18 protein-coding genes are annotated in these 21014 nt (G+C 46.2%); 11 read left to right on the plus strand and 7 right to left on the minus strand.

Annotation, left to right across the window (positions count from 1 at the left end):
• Positions 1-136 precede the first annotated feature (136 nt).
• From frr to PVA46_RS05165, 7 genes are all read left to right on the plus strand, one after another.
• A complete protein-coding gene (gene frr / locus PVA46_RS05135) occupies positions 137-682 on the plus strand; it encodes a ribosome recycling factor (RefSeq protein WP_167695684.1) in 546 nt (181 codons plus the stop codon).
• A 100-nt stretch (positions 683-782) separates the two neighbouring features.
• Positions 783-1469, plus strand: coding sequence for a polyprenyl diphosphate synthase (gene uppS / locus PVA46_RS05140; RefSeq protein ID WP_167695685.1), 687 nt, complete (start codon positions 783-785; stop codon positions 1467-1469).
• Positions 1469-2341: a phosphatidate cytidylyltransferase gene (locus PVA46_RS05145; protein ID WP_167695686.1), complete on the plus strand. Its 873-nt coding sequence runs from the start codon at positions 1469-1471 to the stop codon at positions 2339-2341. The genes uppS and PVA46_RS05145 overlap by 1 nt, the downstream gene beginning before the upstream one ends.
• The gene (gene dxr / locus PVA46_RS05150; RefSeq protein ID WP_167695687.1) at positions 2341-3471 is read left to right on the plus strand and encodes a 1-deoxy-D-xylulose-5-phosphate reductoisomerase; all 1131 of its coding nucleotides are present in this window, start codon (positions 2341-2343) and stop codon (positions 3469-3471) included. The genes PVA46_RS05145 and dxr overlap by 1 nt, the downstream gene beginning before the upstream one ends.
• On the plus strand, positions 3465-4784 hold the full coding sequence (rseP, locus tag PVA46_RS05155; protein WP_167695688.1) for an RIP metalloprotease RseP: 1320 nt from the start codon (positions 3465-3467) through the stop codon (positions 4782-4784). The genes dxr and rseP overlap by 7 nt, the downstream gene beginning before the upstream one ends.
• Positions 4785-4810: 26 nt before the next feature.
• Entirely contained in the window at positions 4811-6076 is a 1266-nt protein-coding gene (locus tag PVA46_RS05160) for an adenylosuccinate synthase (RefSeq protein WP_167695689.1), read from the plus strand.
• Positions 6057-7076 carry an RluA family pseudouridine synthase gene (locus PVA46_RS05165; RefSeq protein ID WP_167695690.1) on the plus strand — a complete coding sequence of 340 codons (1020 nt, stop codon included), beginning with the start codon at positions 6057-6059 and terminating at the stop codon, positions 7074-7076. Before PVA46_RS05160 ends, PVA46_RS05165 begins: the two co-directional genes overlap by 20 nt.
• Here the strand turns inward: PVA46_RS05165 and PVA46_RS05170 are convergent.
• Genes PVA46_RS05170 through uvrB form a run of 5 tightly spaced genes read right to left on the minus strand, consistent with a single transcriptional unit; the run spans position 7063 to position 11793 of the window.
• Positions 7063-7917, minus strand: a complete 855-nt coding sequence (locus PVA46_RS05170) for a FecR family protein (RefSeq protein WP_167695691.1) — start codon at positions 7915-7917, stop codon at positions 7063-7065. The genes PVA46_RS05165 and PVA46_RS05170 overlap by 14 nt on opposite strands.
• Before the next feature lie 23 nt (positions 7918-7940).
• Positions 7941-8381 carry a helix-turn-helix transcriptional regulator gene (locus PVA46_RS05175; protein ID WP_167695692.1) on the minus strand — a complete coding sequence of 147 codons (441 nt, stop codon included), beginning with the start codon at positions 8379-8381 and terminating at the stop codon, positions 7941-7943.
• Positions 8382-8390: 9 nt separating this feature from the next.
• Positions 8391-8978 carry an RdgB/HAM1 family non-canonical purine NTP pyrophosphatase gene (rdgB, locus tag PVA46_RS05180; RefSeq protein WP_167695693.1) on the minus strand — a complete coding sequence of 196 codons (588 nt, stop codon included), beginning with the start codon at positions 8976-8978 and terminating at the stop codon, positions 8391-8393.
• A gap of 45 nt (positions 8979-9023) precedes the next feature.
• Complete coding sequence (locus PVA46_RS05185; RefSeq protein WP_274360271.1) at positions 9024-9755, minus strand: flagellar basal body FlgE domain-containing protein; 732 nt, start codon at positions 9753-9755, stop codon at positions 9024-9026.
• A complete protein-coding gene (gene uvrB, locus PVA46_RS05190; protein WP_167695695.1) occupies positions 9748-11793 on the minus strand; it encodes an excinuclease ABC subunit UvrB in 2046 nt (681 codons plus the stop codon). The genes PVA46_RS05185 and uvrB overlap by 8 nt, the downstream gene beginning before the upstream one ends.
• 77 nt (positions 11794-11870) lie before the next feature.
• Between uvrB and PVA46_RS05195 the strand changes: the two genes are divergently transcribed.
• The gene (locus PVA46_RS05195; RefSeq protein ID WP_167695696.1) at positions 11871-12764 is read left to right on the plus strand and encodes a hypothetical protein; all 894 of its coding nucleotides are present in this window, start codon (positions 11871-11873) and stop codon (positions 12762-12764) included.
• 86 nt (positions 12765-12850) lie between these two features.
• Here PVA46_RS05195 and PVA46_RS05200 read toward each other — a convergent pair whose 3' ends face one another.
• Positions 12851-14749, minus strand: a complete 1899-nt coding sequence (locus PVA46_RS05200; protein ID WP_167695697.1) for a hypothetical protein — start codon at positions 14747-14749, stop codon at positions 12851-12853.
• 164 nt (positions 14750-14913) lie between these two features.
• On the opposite strand from PVA46_RS05200, the gene PVA46_RS05205 reads away from it, so the two are divergent.
• Positions 14914-15465, plus strand: a complete 552-nt coding sequence (locus PVA46_RS05205) for a YfcE family phosphodiesterase (protein ID WP_167695698.1) — start codon at positions 14914-14916, stop codon at positions 15463-15465.
• 23 nt (positions 15466-15488) lie between these two features.
• On the opposite strand, the gene PVA46_RS05210 is transcribed toward PVA46_RS05205, so the two are convergent.
• Positions 15489-15782 (minus strand): rhodanese-like domain-containing protein, encoded by a 294-nt coding sequence (locus tag PVA46_RS05210; protein ID WP_167695699.1) that lies wholly within the window; start codon positions 15780-15782, stop codon positions 15489-15491.
• A 230-nt stretch (positions 15783-16012) separates the two neighbouring features.
• Here PVA46_RS05210 and PVA46_RS05215 point away from each other — a divergent pair, with 230 nt between their 5' ends.
• Together PVA46_RS05215 and PVA46_RS05220 are read left to right on the plus strand one after the other, a co-directional pair.
• The gene (locus PVA46_RS05215; protein ID WP_167695700.1) at positions 16013-18481 is read left to right on the plus strand and encodes an AAA family ATPase; all 2469 of its coding nucleotides are present in this window, start codon (positions 16013-16015) and stop codon (positions 18479-18481) included.
• Positions 18481-20964 carry a hypothetical protein gene (locus PVA46_RS05220; RefSeq protein WP_167695701.1) on the plus strand — a complete coding sequence of 828 codons (2484 nt, stop codon included), beginning with the start codon at positions 18481-18483 and terminating at the stop codon, positions 20962-20964. Before PVA46_RS05215 ends, PVA46_RS05220 begins: the two co-directional genes overlap by 1 nt.
• Positions 20965-21014 lie beyond the last annotated feature (50 nt).

Below are 21014 nucleotides of genomic sequence, written 5' to 3' on the forward strand. Positions count from 1 at the left end.
CAATTATCGAAAAAATGCGCCTCTGAGCGAAAATACCTAGCGACCCCTTGCTTTTTTCTCAAAAATCGGGTAGATTTTAAGTATCTTTTTGAAAATTTCATTCTATGATCTTTCCCACCTTAAGAGGAGTTTTTTTATGAGCAATGCTATCCTAGATGACATGGAACAAAAAATCCAAAAGGCCATCGACAATCTAATCTCCACCTTCAGCCTCATCCGCAGTGGCAAAGCCTCCGCCTCCATCTTCGACCGTGTCATGGTCGACTCCTACGGCACCCCCACACCACTCAACCAAGTTGCGTCCATCAGCACCCCAGAAGTGCGCCTCATCCTCATCCAACCTTGGGACAAAGGTCAACTTAGCGCTATCGAAAAGGCCATTCTCGCCTCCGACCTCTCCCTTAATCCCAACAATGACGGCAAAGTTATTCGCATTAATCTTCCCCCCCTCACCGAAGAGCGCCGAAAAGCCCTCGTTAAGCAAGCAAAAAATGAGGCAGAAGAGCACCGTGTCTCTATTCGTAACGCTCGCCGTGATACCCTAGAACAGCTGAAAAAAGCCGGTCTTAGCGAAGACGACGAAAAAAAAGACAAAGAAAATATTCAAAAAGCTACCGACAATGCCATCAAAAAAGTTGACACTCTCTTTGCAGAAAAAGAGAAAGAGATCATGGAGATCTAATGTCGGCTAAAGAGTCTCATCACTATCCAAGTCCTCCAACCTCTATCGATACAAAAAAGAGAAGAAAAGGATATCAATCCATTAGAAAAAGAGGGAGTTGATGGCAGTAAAAGAGTTCCCCCATCATGTGGGTATTATTATGGACGGCAATGGGCGCTGGGCAAAAGCAAAATCGCTTCCCCGCTCTAAAGGACATGTGCAAGGGCTACAGGCTACCAAAAACATTGTAGCCCATGTCGCGAAATCCCCCATCCCCTATCTATCGCTCTATACCTTCTCCACCGAAAACTGGACGCGTGCCCAAGAAGAAGTCGGCGCTCTGATGAATCTTATCGCCACGCATCTCAAAGCACAGCTCCCTTTTTATCATGAATATGGTATCCGCATCCTTCACTCTGGCGATAAACATCGCCTTAGCAAGCAAATCATCAAAGACCTAGACGAGGTAGAGGCAAAAACGGCACATCATACGCAACTAACCCTCAACCTCCTTATCGACTACGGCGGAAGAGATGAAATTATTCGCGCCGCGCAAAGAGTTCTTGCACAAGAATTAGCGCTTAATCAAGAGAGCCTTCGTCAACACCTCGATCAACCCTCCTTACCCGATCTTGACTGTGTGATTCGCACCGCAGGAGAGGAGCGTCTCTCAAACTTTATGCTTTGGCAATCTGCTTATGCAGAAATGATTTATATAAAAACACTTTGGCCTGATTTCACTCCTAAAGAGTTTGATCTCGCCATGACATCTTACCAAAATCGTCATCGAACCTTCGGAGGAGAGTAGTGAAAGCCTTATCTAATTTTGCCATCAGAAATATCGCCGCTGTCGGCTGGACGATATTTCTTTTGCTCATCGTTTTTGTCTTTAAATCACACAACCATCTAGTCGGTAGCATCACGCTGATCACCCTAAGTGCCATTGGCACCTATGAGCTAGGCAAAATCTTTAAACATAAATTCGATGATGTTGATACGCTCATCTACCCCCTACTTGGTGCCTACTTTCCGGTAATGAGCACCCTAGAGGGCTATTTCGCCTCGCTAGAAGCACTCAAAATGCCCATGCTTGCCGTTATCCTTAGCCTCATCTTTGCCAAGCAGACGCTGGTGGCCAACAAAAACAAAATGGACTCCACGATTACACGCATTACCGCGATGGTTTTCGCCCTCTTTTACCCGGGGTTCTTTGTCGGTTATTTCGTTAAACTCAATACATTTCATCACTCAAGCACGATTCTTGCCGTCTACTTGCTACTCATCACGCTTAATGACGGAATGGCTTATTATGTAGGGCGCGCCTTTGGTAAAAAGACGCACTCGCAAGGGATCTTTATGGTGAGTCCTAATAAATCTTTAGTTGGCTTTATTGGCGGGCTAACGGCATCGATGCTCGTCGCCCTTATTGCTTATCTCTATCTAGCACCTAAGTTTGCGCCACAAATGTTTGGGGAACGGGGAGTCATCTACGCCTTAGCCATGGGGCTCACCTGCGGGATTGCCTCCATTATTGGTGATCTTTTTGAGTCGACCCTTAAGCGAAGCTCTGACGTTAAAGATTCAGGCGACATCATTCCTGGACGAGGTGGCGTACTCGACACCATCGACTCATTGGCATTTGTTGCACCCATCTACTATCTCTTTATCTACTTTGCCTAATGAAAAAGATTATTATCCTCGGTGCAACCGGAAGCATTGGCAAGATTGCTCTCGATATCGCGAGAAAGTTTCCCCAAAAATTACACGTCATTGGGCTCCAAGCGCATACCCAAGCCGACACCTTACTAACGCTACAAAAAGAATTCCCTCATGCAACGCTTGCGCTTACGGGAGCTTCACACCCCAATCAACACCTACTACAAGGGCAAGATGCCTTATGCCGTCTTATCCAAAACACCCATGCCGATCTGGTGCTCAATGCGATTGCTGGGGCAAGTGGCTTGCATGCCTCTCTCTACACCCTAGAAAAAGGTATCGATTTAGCCCTTGCTAATAAGGAGAGCATCGTGATGGCGGGGGAGTATCTCAAAAAAATCGCAGAAAAAAATGGTGCGAAAATTTTACCTGTGGACTCAGAACACTCGGCGCTATTTTACCTCATGAAGAGTCCGCTTGCTGTCGATGAGTATATCATTACCGCTAGTGGTGGTGCTTTTCGTGGAAAAAAAGTGACTGATTTGCATCAGGTTACTGCCCAAGAAGCAATGAAGCATCCTACGTGGCGAATGGGCGCAAAAATTTCTATCGACTCGGCAACGCTCGCTAATAAAGGTCTTGAGGTAATTGAGGCTTGGAAATTGTTTGACATTCCCATTGATAAGATCAACGTGTTGCAACACCCCCAGAGTTTGGTGCATGCCCTTATTCGCACGCAAGATGGCGCGCTTCATGCATATATCAGTGAGACATACATGGAACTTCCGATTCAAAATGCGCTCCTTGACCCCGAGCTTGCCCTTGCCTCGTGCTCTTTTCTTGATCTTGTTGATAAAACATTGTCATTCACCGCCATTGATCACGAAACGTTTCCGATGGTCAATCTCGCTTACCAAGCCTGTCGACAAGGAGATCCCTATCCCATTATCTACAACGCTAGCAATGAGGAGGCAGTGGCACTCTTTCAGGCTGGAAAAATCCCCTTCTTAGCCATCAGTCGTATTGTGGAGAGCGCCCTATCGCAATTATATCCGCATCCCTTTAACCCGCTAATATTAGCAGATATTTGGCAAGCAGATAGGTGGAGTCGTGAATTTTCATCCAATTACTATAAGGAAAACCATACATGTTAGGGAATTATTCTATTTGGATCTTAGGTCTCTTAGGGCTTAATATCATTGTCTTTATCCATGAGCTGGGACACTTTCTAGTAGCGCGCGCAACGGGCATCACGGTGGAAGTCTTCTCGATTGGCATGGGGCCAAAGCTTTGGAAGAAGCAATTTAAAACCTTTGAGTTTGCTATCTCGGCGCTTCCATTGGGTGGATACTGTAAAATGCAGGGCGAAACCATGCAGAATAGAAACAGCGAGCCGGCAAAAAAAGGCGATCTTTATTACGGGCATCCTTGGCGACGGCTCCTCACCGTAATGGCGGGGGCGGGATTTAACTTTATCTTTACCTACCTGATCTTTGTGGGCATGAGCATGATGGATCGACATGAAATTCGCATGGAAAATAGAATTTTCGTGCCTCAAGAACAGAGTGAGACGGCTCTTCCCTTTTTAAGCGGAGATAAAATCATCCGTATTAATGGAAAATCTATCGATTATTTTCATCAAATAGAACAACATATCATCGTCTCCGGAGGCGATACCCTTAGTTTCGATATTCTGCGCGATGAAACCGCCATCACCCTCACCAAAGAGATTCGCTTAGACAGCAAAACGGGGATAGGTATCATGCCGTTTACTCCTTATCTAAGTAATACACTTCAATATATTTATCCCGACTCACCTGCAGAAAAGCACGGTCTCCTCGCCGGAGATACGCTTATGGCGATAAATGGCGAACGCGTCAATGATTTTCATGATATTTCACGGATCTTGCGCCCCTACCAAGCGGACGAGGTGATTGAATTAACCGTGCTTAAAGCAAACCATAGTGAACCCACCACGCTATCCATTCCCCTATCTAATGGCAAGCTAGGTATCTCGGTGGTACAAGAAGTCGCCGTGTCAGGAGATTCCCTCTTTCTCGCCTTAGGTAGTGGGGCAAAGCTCTTTGTAACCACGCTTCGCGACTATATTCGTGGGTTACACCGGCTCATTACCGGTCAATTAGAGTTCAAAAGCTCGCTTTCTGGCCCCATTCAAACCACAGAAATTATTGGCGAAGTTGCTCGCTCCTCCATAAAAGAGGGCTCGGTAAGCATCTTTTACCTCCTTGCCATCCTCTCTATTATTATTGGCTTTATGAATTTACTCCCGATTCCCCTTCTGGATGGCGGACTCATCGTGCTCTTTCTTTTAGAAATGATCTTAGGGAACAAACCGCTACCTAATGGCGTACTCAAGGCGTATCAAATTATCGGCTTTACCATTATCTTTGGATTATTAGCACTTAGTATAAATAGTGATATTTTACATATTTTTAATAAAAAATAAGCACTCTTACTCATAAGGAGGAGAATATGGGCGGAACGGTCGTATGTGGAATGCAGTGGGGGGATGAAGGCAAAGGAAAAGTTATCGACTTCTTAGCGCCAAATGCCGAGGTTGTCGTACGTTATCAGGGAGGCAATAATGCTGGGCACACCGTTGTGGTAAACGGGCAAAAGTATGTCTTGCACCTACTACCCAGTGGCGTGCTCAATGAGAAGGCAATTTGTATTTTAGCCCCTGGTGTCGTTGTCGATCCGCGTGTCTTATTGGAGGAGATCGCCGCGCTGGAAGAGCGAGGACTCTCGTCGTCCCACATTCTCCTTAGCCAACGATGCCATATTATTCTTCCCTATCACATTGAAATCGACATATTAAAAGAAGCTAACTTAGGTAACGATAAAATTGGCACAACGAAACGTGGTATTGGCCCTGCCTATATGGATAAATTCGAACGTACGGGTATTCGTGCCGTCGATCTCCTCAACCCAGTAGAGCTTGAGGCGAAAATCCGCAAAAACACCGCCCACAAAAATCAAATCATTACGCAAATTTACCATGGGCAAGCCCTCGATGTTGAGAAGATTGTCCAAGATTATCTCTTATATGCTAAGCAATTAGCTCACCGTATTGTGGATACTACAGAGATTCTCCATAATAAACTCCAGCAAGAAGCCAACGTTCTCTTTGAAGGAGCACAAGCCATGATGCTTGACATCGATCATGGGAATTATCCTTTTGTAACCTCCTCAAGCCCCACCACAGGATCGGCGAGTGTTGGCGCAGGCGTGGGGCCACACTGGTTGACGCGTCGCATTGGTGTCTTCAAAGCGTATGCAACGCGCGTTGGAGCAGGGCCTTTTCCCACGGAACTTCATGACAGCATCGGGGAGCAAATCCGCGAAATTGGACATGAATTTGGCTCTACGACGGGGCGACCTCGCCGATGCGGTTGGCTTGATCTTAATGTTTTGCGCTATGCTGTGCAGATCAATGGCTTCACCGAATTAGCTATCATGAAGGCCGACGTGCTCGATCAATTCGACGAAATTCTCCTCTGCACTGCCTATGAAGCCAACGGTCAACACTATACAAGTATTCCCGCCGATAGCGCACTCCCCTTAAAACCTATTTATCAATCCTTTCGTGGCTGGAAGTGTGAAACCCAATCAATCAGCACATATGAGGAGCTTCCTAAAGAGCTTATCGCTTACATTGAATTTATCGAGCAATTCTTAGGTGTTCCCATTAAAACCATCTCGTTAGGCCCAAATCGACATGAAACTATCCTCCGATAGTCATGAGCAGATAAGCCACTATATCAAAGAAAATGATGCAAGCAAACGCTTAGATGTAGTGGCTAGACGGGCATTTCCTTTTTTACATTTAGCCGAAATTTTTCAAGCAATCCGTAAAGGAACTATCAAGGTTAATGGCAAAAAGTCAAGCCAAAAGTATCGCCTTGTAGAGGGAGATATCCTCACTTTTGTGGCAAAAAATATGCAAGAACGTATGGGAGAGTCGCAAACCATGCACACAACGACCGCCCGTTCTGTCTTTACACAAGAAGAAATTGCATGCTATCAGTTGTTAGAAATTCTTTGGGAGTCGCAAGATTTTGTCGCCATAAACAAGCCTGTGGGTTGGATTAGTCATGGGAATTTTCCCTCTTTAACCGATTGGCTCATTTGGAAATATGGCGTAGAAGAGAGTCTTAGCTTTAACCGAGCGCCCGTTCATCGTTTAGATGTGGGAACAACTGGCGTGATCATCTTAGCAAAAACGAGCCATGGTGCGCGACAATTTTTTCAGCTACAAGAAGAAAAGAGATTGATAAAAATCTATCTTGCTATCGTAGATGGAAAGGTAAGCGAACCCATCACCAGTCAGCTTTATCTTTATCGACAGGAGAATAAAAGTTTTTGTCTCGACGCGCCACGTTCAGATGCAAAATTAGCCATCACCCACATCTATCCCCTAAAAAGTCGCGCAAAAAAGAGCCTCATTGCCTGCGTGATAGAGACCGGGCGCACCCACCAAATTCGTGCAGTATGCGCCCATTACCACCATCCACTTAGCGGCGATGCTCTCTATAATCCCCACAGCAAGAGTGGCTATAACCTCCATCATTACCTCTTTTATGATCCAAGTAAGAGCGTCAAAAGTCCACTTATCGCACCACCTCCGCCGCTCTTTATAGAGAATCTAGCTCAATACAATCTCACCATGCCAGAAACTACCCTTGGCGATAACATCCAAAAGATTCTACAAAAGCACGCCTCCACTAATCCACACTAATCTCTTGTGCTTCAAGCAGTTCTTTATACTTCTCCACCCAGCGTCGCTCAGTGTTATAGAGATCTTCAAAACGTTCTGCGCGATGCGAAAGCACTTGCATCTCTTGCACCAACTTGGCGATCTCCTGATTTTTCTGCAGTAATTGCTCACGCAATGACTCCAATTCGATACCCTGCACGGCAATACGTGCGCGAAGATCCAATAATTCGCTTTCGTCTTCTTCCTCTTCTGTAACCTTCGCAGGCACACGTTTTAGCGCATAAATTTCAGCAAAACGCTCCACGGTTTCGGGATAGAGTGCAGTAATCGCAGAGATTGCGCCATCTTCGTGAGTAATCAACAGCTCCTCTCCTGCATGTAGAGCTATCTTTTTGTCTGCAACATCCAGCATAATCTCCCCATTTAGAAGCGCGACTTGTGTCTCATCGGCTTTGGCATGCACCATAAATTGTGTGCCAACCACCTCGATTTTGGCATTATGTGTCTGTACAACAAAGCTACGCGCTTGTTGACGTTCAACATGATAAAAACTCTCCCCTTGCACTAAGCGAACAATGCCCTCATCAGGAATTCCCAACGTAGAGCCACCACTGCCTCGCACCACCGCACCATCACGAAAAAGTAGCTGCACGTATCCATCTTCAGGCACCTCAATCATATCTCCGAGTTCGAGGTGCATCGACAATTTAATAGGATAACGCTCCTCTCCTCGATGCACCACAACCTCACCAGCATAGGCGCTCACCACCACATTAAAGCGATCCTTAGTTGAGGACGAACCCACCGTACAGTTAACCAAAAGCGGAATCAACAAAAAGAAGAACAGACTTCTTTGTCTCATTAAATTCTCCCATAAAGTAAAAACTACGATTTTTTTGGAGGATTCTGCGTATCACGTAGACGCATTGAACGCGTTAATTCTTGACGCTCAGCACCCTCCCCAAGGGGAGTATCTTCGCTCTCATAAAAACGCAACGCTTCCTCCACGTAAGAGACCAAATCACTCTTTACTCGATCATAACGATCTTTAAGCATCTCATCTAAACCCGAAAAATCCTCCTCGCTAAAGAAGAGCTGATAGGGTTTAAGATTAAGCGCAAAAATGATCTTATCCATCGTGTCAGCCGAAGGGAACTTACGACCCATCTCAATTTCACCGATATAGTTAGGCGAAACCGAACAGAGTTGAGCAAGCTTCATTTGAGAGTAACCACGCTTTTTTCGGTACGTTTTGAGATTTTTAATCAACAACTGGTGAAACTGCGTGGATGCTCTGGGGTTTCCAATCACTTTCCTTGTTTCCATAAATTCAAATTATCCTCCATCTTCATTAGAATGAAACCAGTGATTAAGTTTGTTTAAAGCCTTCGCACGATGGGAACATTGCGCCTTCTCTTCTGCGGACAACTGCGCAACATGCCGACCATCTTCTAGCTTAAAAATTGCATCATAACCAAAGCCATTGTTTCCTTTTACCTCATGCGCGATGCTACCTATCCACGTTGACTGAACACTTATAAAGCTCTCTTGTTGATGATACAAGACCATCGCGCAGACAAAATAAGCTTGGCGATTTACCACCCCTCGCATAAGATCGATAACATGCTCATTCTTCTCCTCTTGAGACATCTGCGGTGCAAAACGGGCGCTATGTACCCCCAATATATGGGGCAAAGCCTCGATGACTAAGCCTGAATCGTCAGCTAATGTGGCTTTGCCGGTTAATTGATAGAGCGCCTGTGCTTTGAGTAAGGCATTACCAACGAAGGTTGTTGCGCTCTCCTCTATTTCAAATGTAACACCTAAATCTTCGGGAATCAAGACTTTTTGAGAAAAAAAGTGCGAAATCTCACGCTGTTTATGGCGATTATTCGTAGCTAGAACAATATCTTGCTTAAGCATAGTTGATGATTCCTCATTTTTTTACTCCAAAGTATTTATAAATAATTAACTAACTCTCTTCACGGCACTGTAGCCGTCAGAAACCAATATCACCGACGCCTGCCCCTTGAACTGAGTTATAAAATTGCCTCTTGTTATAAATTTTCCAAAATTTAAATTGAATTGCGCTTCATCCTCCCCTATCGTGTAGCGCACATATACTAATGCATCCTCTTCGTCTATCACCATGCCAGACATATCCATGAGCCGAGCTAGCTGGCCATCATTATTGAAATCTAGCCAAAGCTGATGATGCTCGCTCTCCATCTGGCGCATTTCTGGTGATTGAACGGCAACGTCCACGTTGTTCTTATCGACACCTTCAATCGAAATCATTACCAGCCAGCGGTTAAATTCCTCTTGATCTTGCTGAAATTCGAGGGTAAATGCTCGCTTTTCTCCCACAGCATCGATAATCTGCCCTACATAGCTCACTTTGTACGCGGCACTTAAAGGAAGTTTTGGCAAATTTCCACCTACGACATTCACCTGCGTGGTTGGTTTGAACTTGGGAATAATCATCCGCTCGCGCCTTCTTGCGGTGGGATTTTCGGTTGTATCACTTGGCTCTTCGCTCTCCATTGTAAAAGAGACTCCGTCCTCTTCTCGCGTATCACTTGCCTGCCCCTCAACATCAAAAGGGAGACTCTCCTCTTCACTCAGCGACTCTTGGGCGACAAGCCCGTTCATCAGCATACCCAAAAACAGTAACCACAACCATCGACTCTTTTTATCCATCATACTCCCCTCGTTTAATCCGATCTATCTCATCGCGAACCAGTGCAGCTTCTTCGTACTCCCAATTTTTGGCATACTCAAGCATCCGCTTTTCTAGCTCTTTAAGATACTTTTTACGCGACTTCTCTTCTAAAAAATTGGTCTGCGCGCGCACTGCCGAGAGATCCATCTCTACCGCCGAGGCTAAATGCTCCTGTTCTCGAGACAAAATCTCCGTGAGAGACTTCTTCACCGAGTGCGGAGTAATGCCATGCTTGGTGTTATACTCCTCCTGCAACGCGCGACGGGCACGATTCTCGGCAATAGCTTCTTGCATTGCACTACTCATTTTATCGGCATACATCACCGCCATGCCACTCTCATGACGCGCCGCGCGCCCAATAATTTGCGTAAGCGAGGTCGCAGATCGCAAAAATCCAATCTTATCCGCGTCCATAATGGCGATAAAGCTCACCTCCGGTAAGTCAATCCCCTCACGCAAGAGATTCACGCCAATCACCACATCGATCTTACCCAAGCGTAAATTATGTAAGATCTCCACCCGTTCGATCGTCTCGATCTCGCTGTGCAAGTAGCTCACCTTGAGACCCAACTCACTAAAGTAGCTCGTCATATCTTCAGCCATCTTCTTGGTGAGGGTTAAGACGATAGCACGTTCATCTTGCGCGATACGTCGGCGAATTTCAGCATAGAGATCTTCAATTTGTCCATGCGTAGGGCGCACCTCGACCATCGGATCGAGCAAGCCTGTTGGACGAATCACCAAGCGCGACACACTCGACGAACGCTCCAGCTCGATGCTCCCAGGTGTAGCCGAGACATAGACCATCTGCGGAATAAGGGTCTCAAATTCCTCTATCTTGAGCGGACGGTTATCCATCGCACCGGGGAGCCTAAAGCCGAAGTTGACCAAGTTCAACTTACGACTCTTATCGCCCTCGTACATCGCGCCTACTTGCGAACGCGTAACGTGGCTCTCGTCCATAAAGGTGATAAAATTCTCAGGGAAGTAATCAATCAGCGTAGAAGGGCGCATGCCAGGCTCTCGGCCATCAATATAACGACTATAATTCTCGATACCCGAACAACTTCCCATCTCGCGCAACATCTCTAAATCATAACGCGTGCGCTGACCAATACGCAACGCCTCCACGCTCTTGCCAAGGCTCTCAAAATGCGCAATCTGCTTGGCTAAATCAGCCTCAATACGGGCAATGGCCTCGCTCATTTGCGGAGGCTCTACCACGAAATTCTTCGCAGGATAAATCACACATTCACTACGCGACTCGATCACCGCACCCGTCATGGTATGGCACTTATAAATCGCCACAATCTTATCCCACTCCCACTCAATGCGAAACATGCTATCCCAACCACGATTCGCCCGCTCGTCCTCATCAAAGCGCGGAGTAGGTTCGGCATACGCCAAGAAGATCTCCAAGACATCCCCACGTCGACGAAATTCTCCCGCCTTAGGCGCATCATCATTACGCTGATACTGCGCCTGAATCAATGACCTAATCACCGACTCCACACTCAACGTCTGCCCCACTTCCAAAATGATACGCATTGCCTTAAAGTTCTCCGGATTACCCGCACCATAAATACAGCTCACCGTCGCCACCACCAGCACATCTTCGCGCTCCAGCAGACTCGCTGCCGCGCTCAAGCGCATGCGCTCAATCTCATCATTAATCGAGGAGTCCTTCTCAATATAGAGATCACGCGCCACCACATAGGCTTCAGGTTGATAGTAATCATAGTAACTGACAAAATACTCTACCGCATTGTTCGGAAAAAATTCCTTAAACTCGCGATACAACTGCGCAGCCAACGTCTTATTATGACTAATCACCAAGGTAGGACGCTGTACTTGCTCGACAATCTTTGCCATGGTATACGTCTTGCCTGAGCCCGTAACGCCCTGCAACGTATGATAGCGATCGCCTGCTTCTATCGCCTGTACCACCGAAGCTATCGCCTGTGGCTGATCGCCTGCTGGCTGATAATTTGCCACCACCTCAAAGCGTCTCTGCATAAAGCCTCCTTGCATTCATCCTATCTTGTTGCCACTTTCCTCTTGATAATATCATGAAAAAGGTATATCATCAATATATGAAGAAAGTATTATCGCTATTTCTTGTGTTATTGCTGGTCGTAGGCACGCTCTACTGGCTAGGAATTCCTAATTTATCGGTTAATGCTGACCAAATCGGCGTTATTCACACCAAAACCTCCGGCTACGAACTCATCAGTGAAGAGAACCGTCATCGTTGGGATGCCCGTAAGTTATTGCCTCACAACTACCAAGTGCTTACCTTCTCCCATCACTTTCAAACCTTCCCGATAGAGATCCAGAGCGAACTTCCGCAGTCTGCCCTCCTTGCCGAGATTCTCAAGATCGACGCACTCAAGACAGTCAACCCTTTCGCTTTTCACCTAAAAGGCGAACTCTCGATGCGCGTAAAGCCAGAGCATATTATTCCCTTACTCCAAAGTGGCGCGATTATCAGCAACGATCTAAATAGCTTTTATCAAGAAGAACTACAAAAGATTCAATCGCTCTTTACCGAAAAATTTGCCACTGCCTCCCTAGAGACACTTCAATACAGTAGCCAAAATCGCCTCCTAACGCTACTACGGGAGGAATTTCCTCATCTGGAATTTAGCCATATCTCCATTCAAAAACTGCAAATGCCCAACCTCGATATCTATCAACTTGCCACCGACACCCTACGCTCACAAAACCAAGAGAGTCGCCAACAGCAAGCAGAAGTCGAACTCCTTCATCATCAGCTCCTCCTAGAACAAGAGCGCTCTCTAGGCGAATTCAAACTAGAACTCGAGAAGCTAGAAGCCATGGGCGAACTGCTCTCACGTTATCCCATTCTTATCGCCTACCTCGCCCTTGAGCGCGATCACCCTATCGACAGTCCGCTGGTTATGCCCTTCTTACAACAAGGGTTAGCCTCCAATTCTGAAGCAAGCCAAACGGATAGCGAAGAATAAGATTAAGAAAAACGTTAATGAATCGTGGTAAAACCTAAAAAAGCCTAGAAACATTCTCTAGGCTTTTCACTTTATCTCTTAGGAGTTTATTTGCCTTCACTCTCCGTGCGTGAGACCAATCCATCAATCGAGATGCCATCTTTTTCATAACGAATCACCTCGCGGATAATACTCACAAAGAGGAAGAGATCCTCACTACGCGAGCGCAACACCTCTTGTAACGATTGACTACGACTAATACCACCATAGACACTGGCAATAATTGGTTTTAACGAATCACTAGGACCGTCGATAATTTTGTTTTTGAGAAAGTTCGCCAAACTCTCCAACAAATGCAAGGATCCTTCAATAAAGGAGAGCACCTCAGCATCTTGATTAACCATAAAGTTGGTTATCTCCTTGGCGCGCTTAAGGCTATTGCTATTCATCGAGTCTTTAAATCCTAACAACAGCTTACCAGCCTCTTGCTCAAAGCTTAAAGACTTATCAAATTTCTTCAACTTATCTTCCGCCAAATCTAAAGAGATCTTAAACTCTTCCATCTGTTGTTGCAAGCTAGGTGTTTTCGTCAAAATATTAGCAATCATGATGGCTAAGATATTGTGCATTTTGGCAGGCATCCATTGACGAAGGAAGTTGTAGACCACCTGAAAACTTTGCGTATGGCGAAACTCTGGAAGCCCCAACGCCTGCCACTGATTATTAAAGTTATTAATATAAAATTCCGTGGTAAGATAACCAGTTTTGGCAAAAAAGTGTGTAAGCATCTGCTTAAAGTAGGCAATGCGCATCTGCACTAAAACTTTATCCAACTCACTGATAGCAATGCTCTTAAAGGTATCGCTATAAAATTGACGTACATCAAGCTTAGGCGAGAGCTGACCCACCGTGTAGATCGGATTTTGGGTGAAAATCTGGATCATCTTAGCAATAGGTAAGCGAGAATGGCTACGATTAATGCGCGCCAAAATAGCTTCAAATTCACGTGAAGCCTCATTGACTTGTAAAGTAATATCATCAGAACTAGGAGAGCTGTCAATACTTTTTTGCGCTTCTTGTATATAAAATTCGCGATAAAAATAACGTATCACCCCATCAGAAACCGTTAAATGCGCTGCCCACGTTAAAGTAACATCCAGCTTCATGAGGTAATCCAAGAGAATGCTTATCGGTACATTATTCTTAAAATTGGGCGTGCCTTGATCCGAATCTAACAGTTGCGTAGGCGAAACCCCAAAGAGCTTAAAGACCTCTAAAAACGGATAACTCGCCAGCTTATGTAGGTAAAAGAGCGGTAGAAGATCGCTACGAATCTCTTTCATGCGGATATTAGACAACGAGTCTGTGTAACTCTTGACGCTCTTGAGAATATGACGACGTACCGCCTCATCACTATTATTGTTCTCGATAAAGATTGCCAAAAGCTGATCAACAGGAACAAAATCCTCCAAATTACGCTTGATCGTTGTACTTCCCTGCGCAAGCAGATCGGTAATGACGGTATGCAGAGACTTTTTGTTCTGCCATAAGAGATCCAACGGTGCTTTCACGGTGGAGACAGCCTTATATAACTCGAATAACTCATTGGCAAAACGCGCCGTTAGGGTTTTCGTCTCAAAATTTGCGAAGTTGCCTGAGGCTAAAACCTCTTGTTCAAGCTCCTTAAGGTAATATGTGCGAAAGAGTTCCGCTTGATTTTTACGTAGAAAGATGATCTGTAACTGAAAGACTATCTTTTCTAAGAACGTAAAGTTAGCCATGCCCTTACGCATCAATGCCTTAAATGCATGACTCTCTAACACACTATTATCGGTAACAATTCTTACACTCTCTTTATCGCGAGAAGAAGGTAGATCGTCAATCAATTCATTATCACGTAAATCAGGCAAGTCCATCTCTTCCACGCGAGAAATAATTTTTTGGCGATCTTCATCTGTTACATCACGTACGATGCCTTCAAAACGCTCATTGTTATCACTGCCCATATTAACATCATCCCTTTTCTCATGAATTATCGTAGAAAACCTCCGCTTAACCCATCATATTGACATTAAGAAGATCGCTCAATCCTCCGATGTTAGGGGCAAGAGAAGCACTACAACTACAATCATAATCGAAAAAAGCAATAAAGTAAAGAGAGGGTATGCGCATGAGCATCATATTTTTTTCCGATCTTCATGGAGAAGTAGCAAATTTGGAACTTTTTCTCCAACAACCCGACGTAGCAAACGCCCAATGGCTCATTCATTGTGGTGATTTTTTTCAAGACTATCATCCGTTATCGCCTCAAGAGGCCCTGCATTTAGCCAACCTCCTCAACGACCATCCCGCCCAAAAATTGAGCGTGCGAGGCAACAACGACACCCTTAAGCAACTCGACCTCTTCACCTTTCCCACCGCACAAAAGAGCATCACGGAAGTGATTGATAGCTATAGCATTACCCTCACCCACGGGCATTGGGGTAGCGCCCAAAGCTTTGCGCCCCAATCCAAAAGTCGTAATCTTTGGCAAATTTTTGTAGAAGGACACACCCACGTAGCAAGGCTCTACCGCGACAACAAAGAAATTCATCTCAACCCAGGCTCGCTTAGCTATCCGCGATCGCAATTACCACCCACCTACGCAACTCTCAAAAATAAGACCCTCACCATCAAAGCCTTACACGATGGGAGAGTCTACTTCTCTGAAATCTTATCTTAAGGCAGGTGCTTCCTGCCTAACGCTTAGCCTTTGTGCGCGTGATATCCGCGATATCCACCTGCTAAGTTGCTCGTCTTGTAGCCCTTGCTCTCTAAAAAGAGACAAGCGTTCTGGCTACGCATCCCACTCTCGCAGTAGACATAAATCATCTGATCCTTAGGTAACTCCTCCATGCGAGAAGGCAGTTCTCCCAATGGGATGTTCTTCGTATCTTCAATCGCGCGCCCACCCATACGCTCCTCTGGTTCACGCACATCAATAATCAATGCGCCGTTTGCTTTTAGCCTGCTTACGTCTTCTGGTTTCCAGATATCCATAGCCAATCTCCTTAAAAAAATAGAAATTATCGTATACCTACCGATTATACGCGAAAAAGCAACTTTTGACAAGATCCCTTAGAAAATTATCCAAATCGCACAAAGAAACATCTATTTTGATAATATCTCAAAAAAAATAGCTATATCTCTATTCTAAATATCGTTTAATGATTACAATGATACATATCATATTCTATGTATTATCGAAAAAGGATTTATAGGCTATATCTATGCAGACCCCAAAAAAGCTTACCCCCAGTGCCAAAGAGACCCTGTTATTCCTCGCCAAACAAGAGGCCAAGCACTTTCATGCCGAAGAAATTCAATCCGAGCATCTAGCTCTGGCTATCCTCAAAAAGAATCCTCCCATCATCCATAAAATTTTTGCGCAACACCGCATCAAATTGCCATCCATCCTCACCCTCTTTGAAGAGCTCATCGATCGTCCTTCTCCAATATTTTCGCATATTCCCATCGTGCAAGAACCCACCTTCTCCAAAGAGGTTCACCAGATGATCCAACAAGCTACCAACGAGGCGCAATATTTCCAGAGCCCCACCATCAACGAAGAGCACCTCTTTCTTGCCATCCTCTCCGATAAGCAGAGTTCCCTGCACCAATGCGTCTCCAAATTTGGGATCACTTGCGATGAATTTCGTATTGCTTTACACCAATTAAGTCCGCAAAAAAGCCCAAAAGCGCCTATCTTTGCCAACACCACGCTCCCCAAAAGCGATGCAGACTTCTTTGCCGTCTGTATCAACCTCAACGATCGCATTAAAACCAAGCATTTCCACCCCATCGCCGAACGCGAGCAAGAGCTTCTTCAAATGATTCAGATCCTCAAACGCACCACGAAAAATAATCCGTTGCTCATTGGCCCAGCTGGCGTGGGAAAAACCGCTCTTGTGGAGGCTCTCGCCCACCAAATCAACCAAGAGGAGACCCCCGACTTCCTGCATAATACCCAAATCTTTGAACTCCAAGTCCCCTCCCTGCTCGCAGGCACGCGCTATCGGGGCGACTTTGAAGAGCGTATCAACAATATCATCTCCACCGTCGAGGCTAACCCCGATATCCTCCTCTTCATCGACGAAATTCACCTCATCGCCGGTGCAGGCTCCTCTTCCGAGAGCGCCCTAGACATCGCCAATATCCTCAAACCTGCTCTAGCAAGAGGCACCCTGCGTTGCATTGGCGCCACCACTCACACCGAGTATCAACAATATCTCCAAGCCGATGCCGCCCTCGAACGTCGCTTCCAGCGCATCAACGTTACCGAGCCTAGTGACGAACAGATGCTCCATATCCTCCAACAAGTCAAGCAATCCTATGAAAAAAATCATCAGGTTACCTACCCCTTTTCTATTCTTCCCCACATCATCAACTTGAGTAAAATCCACCTCCCCAACCGCTTTATGCCCGACAAAGCACTCGATCTTATGGACGAAGTAGGTGCTACCAAGAGCCTCATCCAGTTTCGTATTAAGACCCAACTTCAGAGCACCGAGCGCAATCTCCACTCCCTTTATGATAGCCTAAAAAACAAACCACAGTCGCCTGTGCCCTCGCAAGAGAATGATGATCTGCTCTTTCACTACAACCAACTACGTCAAGAGTATGAACATTTATATATTCAATGGCAAGCTCAAAGTACGGAATTTGAGGCCATGACCATCACCATTAATGATCTCTTTATCACCCTAAGTGATAAGCTTAAGATCCATCCCCACTTTTTTCACGCCAGTAAAAATCTATTCAGTGATTTCATCCTTTATCGTCTCAAACAGCAGATCGTTGGGCATCAAACCATCATCCCCAAACTCGTCGATCTCTACACGCAAGCCTTTCGTAAACAGTATCAACAAGACAAACCCCTACTCTCTCTTCTGCTCTTAGGCCCGCAAGACGTTGGTCGCCACAGCATCATGCAAAAGATCACCGCCCTCTCCCACGCCGACGCGCAAGCCTTCCTCTATATCGATATGGCGCTCTGCACCACCGCCCATAACGTGAAGGAGCTCTTTAACGAACACAATGACTCCTTTCACCGCCTCTCTAACCACATCAATATTATTCAATCGCTTAAAGATCAACCCCAGCTGACCCTCTACCTCGACAATATAGAGCAAGCGCACCCCGAATTCTTTCCCTATCTTAAGGGTATGCTCACCCAAGCGCGCATCACCAGCTCCATCGGGAAGAGTTACGCCCTCTTCAATACCGTCATCGTCTTAGCCAGCTCCCTCACCTGCCAAAAATCACACACCTCTTTCCACCTTCACCAAGAAGAGTCCAGCTCCCTCTTCACCATCGATACCCGCTTATCCGACCAACTAGGCGCAAATCTCTCGCAAATCGTCGACCAGCGCTTCCACTTTGAAGCCCTCACGCATGATGATATTACCAAGCTCTTTGACCTTCAGTGGCAACACCTCCAACATCTTATCCTCAAACACGCCCAAGTCCAACTCGAGTATGATCCAGCCCTTCCCAACCAAATTATTGCCCTCTGTGAGGGACAGCCCAGCTACCTCTTACGCATTTTTGAGCAAAAAATCCAAAATCCCTTGCTTAAAGCCTTCGTTCAGATTAATGAGACTTGCCAAAAACGGCTAATCATTGTACACTATCAACAACAGGAGCAGAGCATCACATGGCAAGAAAAGGAGTCCGATATCTCATACCAAAAGGCCTAATGCGTACATTACACACGCTATGCATCGCTATTATCATCTTATTATGGTCGGGTTCTCTTTACGCTCAGAGCAACCCAAGTGAGATCCTCAAGCAGTATGACACCTTTTTGCCCAGAATCTCTCAAAAAACGCCACTCACCCGCACCTTTTCTCCCGATGAACAGTGGATTCTCGCCCAAGCCTTCTACCTGTTAGGCGATTTCGAGCAAGTAAAACCTCTACTTCCTCCGCTCTTACGCCACGCCACCATCAAGCATCAGGCGCAACTGCTCCAACTCACCATCGCCAGCCAAGAGCAAGATCGCAATCTACGTTCCCTCCTTACCAACGCTCAAAGAGGCAATCTCCTACCAGCTACCCTCACCACCGAGACGCTCCCAGCATGGCTGGCGCAACAATCCCCCAATCAACAACATTTTACCAAAGAATTTGATAAGATAAAACGTAATCCCTCGGCGCTGGAGCAAGCGCGAGAACAATTCCCTGCATTCCACCCCCATCGTGTCGCCATTGAACGCCAACTTGCCAGCCTCTACACCCAGCAAGGCAACAAAAATGCCCTCTTTAACCTTGGGCAGAGTGCCTCGCTAAGGGAAGATCGCCTCACCTTTCGCTATAATTTGGCTAGCCTCTATGCCGACGACGCTCAACAACAAACCATTATGCTTCAAGAAATAGCCCAAGATCGTAGCGAAGCTTTACGCATTCGTGCCAACTTTTCCCTCTATCTCCAAGCTCTCGCGCAGAACCACAGCGCCAATCAAGTACGTTATCGAGATGCGCTCCTTAACGACCTCCCGAACAATACCATCTACCATCTTTTCATCCAACTGCAAGAGAGCTTTCAGCAAGCAAATTACCCCAAAAGTATCTCCGACGCAAATCGCCTCATCAACCACCGCGCCTTTGCTGATTTACCCAAATCAGCACAACTCTATGCCTATGAGATCCGCGCATTCAGTCGTACGCGTCAAGCCGATACGCGCGCAGCGTTGACCGACTACACCCTCTTAACCGAACAATCTCCGCAACGATTTCGCTGGCAATATGCCCAACGCATCCTCCAACCATCTCTTAAAATGATCGCCCCAGCCGAGCTTGATCTTCTGCAAGATCTCGCCTACCGCGCCGACGAACAGAAGCGCATCCTCTTTCTCTTTATCTACCACGCCTATCTCCAAGGCGATATTCCCAAAATGGAGCTACTACTCGCACAAACTCAAACTATTTGGAAAAAAGATCCGCTCTATCTCCTCTTACAAGCCACGCACCAGCGGTATCTTCACCATTACCAAGAAGCCGCCGAATTTTTCCATCTCGCCGGCAAAGCCCTCGATGCTCACCCCAGCCAACAAGCTCTAGCGCTCATGCACAGTGCCACCAACTACGCCCAAGCAGAAAAAATGCTCGAAGCCAACTTTCAACTTAGCGCCCTCCTCAAACTCGATAGTAAACATTTAGAGGCGATCGACGTTAAATTTCTCCTCGCCCAGACGCTCCTTAGCCAAAACCAAACCATTAAAGCCCTCGATCTCTTTGAAGAGAGTTATCAATTGAGCCTCAAACCAACCCGACAGATTCCCTTTCTTTTGGAAATTCCCCCGCAAAAAGAGATCTTTCTCCAATATTACTTTGCGCTCCAAGCCATCTCTGAAGAGCGTGCTAGTCAATTTTTTGCCGATATCACCACCAAAGCACCCAAAATTGCCCAAGAGATCAGCGACCATTACGCACAAGATCTCTTCAATCAAGGTAAATATAGAGAGTTCGCGCTCCTGCTTAACGCCACCCGACCACTTGCCCCAGCCTCGCGCCAAGCCGATCTCCTCTATCAACATGCCCTTGCCTACGAACTCTCCCAGCAAATGGCTAAAGCAAAAGCTCTCTACATCGAGCATTTATCCTTATACCCCAACGATCCACGTACCCTAGCCATCGCTAGACGCCTCGCCTCTCTCTCCACCTACCAAGAGCTTCAACGCATGCTCTTCCCACCCACCACTAACAACCAACCAACCCTGCCCCTCACCGAGACGACTACGCCAATCTTTGTCATCGCGTGGGTAGAGAAGAGTCCGACCAACGTCCAAGCCAAAAACTATCAATGGCTTGCTGATGCCTATTTTGATCTTGCCCCACCCCTCGAGCGCACCCAACGCCTACGCCTTTTAGCCCGCTTCTATCAACGTCAGAACGATCTCCCTCGCGCCCTTACCCACTGGCAAGAGCTTCTCAACCAGACCAAACAACCAGAAGATCATCAAGAAGCACGCGTTGCTCGCTCGCGTATTTACGAATCTCAAGGGCAACTCGCCCCTGCCGTACAAGAGCTTATCATCCTTGCCAACACCCTCAAGCCCTGGCCACAAGAGGCATTCAATGCCCTGCAACTGGCGTATGATTTCTGCATCACCCACCAGCTTACCCCTCAAGCGGAACTCATTATGCAACGCATGCGCACCGATTATCCTCAATTTTTATAAAAAAGATAACATGATTTCAATATTTTAAAAAAATCATACAAAAAAGGAGC

It is taken from the genome of Entomospira culicis, assembly GCF_028748145.1.
In the GTDB taxonomy this organism is placed as follows: domain Bacteria; phylum Spirochaetota; class Spirochaetia; order WRBN01; family WRBN01; genus Entomospira; species Entomospira culicis.

Coding starts and splice junctions, on each gene's coding strand:
- PVA46_RS05215 (WP_167695700.1), top strand. CDS start 16,013: ATGCAGACCCCAAAAAAGCTTACCCCCAGTGCCAAAGAGACCCTGTTA.
- dxr (WP_167695687.1), top strand. CDS start 2,341: ATGAAAAAGATTATTATCCTCGGTGCAACCGGAAGCATTGGCAAGATT.
- frr (WP_167695684.1), top strand. CDS start 137: ATGAGCAATGCTATCCTAGATGACATGGAACAAAAAATCCAAAAGGCC.
- PVA46_RS05170 (WP_167695691.1), bottom strand. CDS start 7,917: ATGAGACAAAGAAGTCTGTTCTTCTTTTTGTTGATTCCGCTTTTGGTT.
- PVA46_RS05220 (WP_167695701.1), top strand. CDS start 18,481: ATGCGTACATTACACACGCTATGCATCGCTATTATCATCTTATTATGG.
- PVA46_RS05210 (WP_167695699.1), bottom strand. CDS start 15,782: ATGGATATCTGGAAACCAGAAGACGTAAGCAGGCTAAAAGCAAACGGC.
- PVA46_RS05160 (WP_167695689.1), top strand. CDS start 4,811: ATGGGCGGAACGGTCGTATGTGGAATGCAGTGGGGGGATGAAGGCAAA.
- PVA46_RS05200 (WP_167695697.1), bottom strand. CDS start 14,749: ATGGGCAGTGATAACAATGAGCGTTTTGAAGGCATCGTACGTGATGTA.
- uvrB (WP_167695695.1), bottom strand. CDS start 11,793: ATGCAGAGACGCTTTGAGGTGGTGGCAAATTATCAGCCAGCAGGCGAT.
- PVA46_RS05185 (WP_274360271.1), bottom strand. CDS start 9,755: ATGGATAAAAAGAGTCGATGGTTGTGGTTACTGTTTTTGGGTATGCTG.
- uppS (WP_167695685.1), top strand. CDS start 783: ATGGCAGTAAAAGAGTTCCCCCATCATGTGGGTATTATTATGGACGGC.
- PVA46_RS05205 (WP_167695698.1), top strand. CDS start 14,914: ATGAGCATCATATTTTTTTCCGATCTTCATGGAGAAGTAGCAAATTTG.
- PVA46_RS05195 (WP_167695696.1), top strand. CDS start 11,871: ATGAAGAAAGTATTATCGCTATTTCTTGTGTTATTGCTGGTCGTAGGC.
- rseP (WP_167695688.1), top strand. CDS start 3,465: ATGTTAGGGAATTATTCTATTTGGATCTTAGGTCTCTTAGGGCTTAAT.
- PVA46_RS05165 (WP_167695690.1), top strand. CDS start 6,057: ATGAAACTATCCTCCGATAGTCATGAGCAGATAAGCCACTATATCAAA.
- rdgB (WP_167695693.1), bottom strand. CDS start 8,978: ATGCTTAAGCAAGATATTGTTCTAGCTACGAATAATCGCCATAAACAG.
- PVA46_RS05175 (WP_167695692.1), bottom strand. CDS start 8,381: ATGGAAACAAGGAAAGTGATTGGAAACCCCAGAGCATCCACGCAGTTT.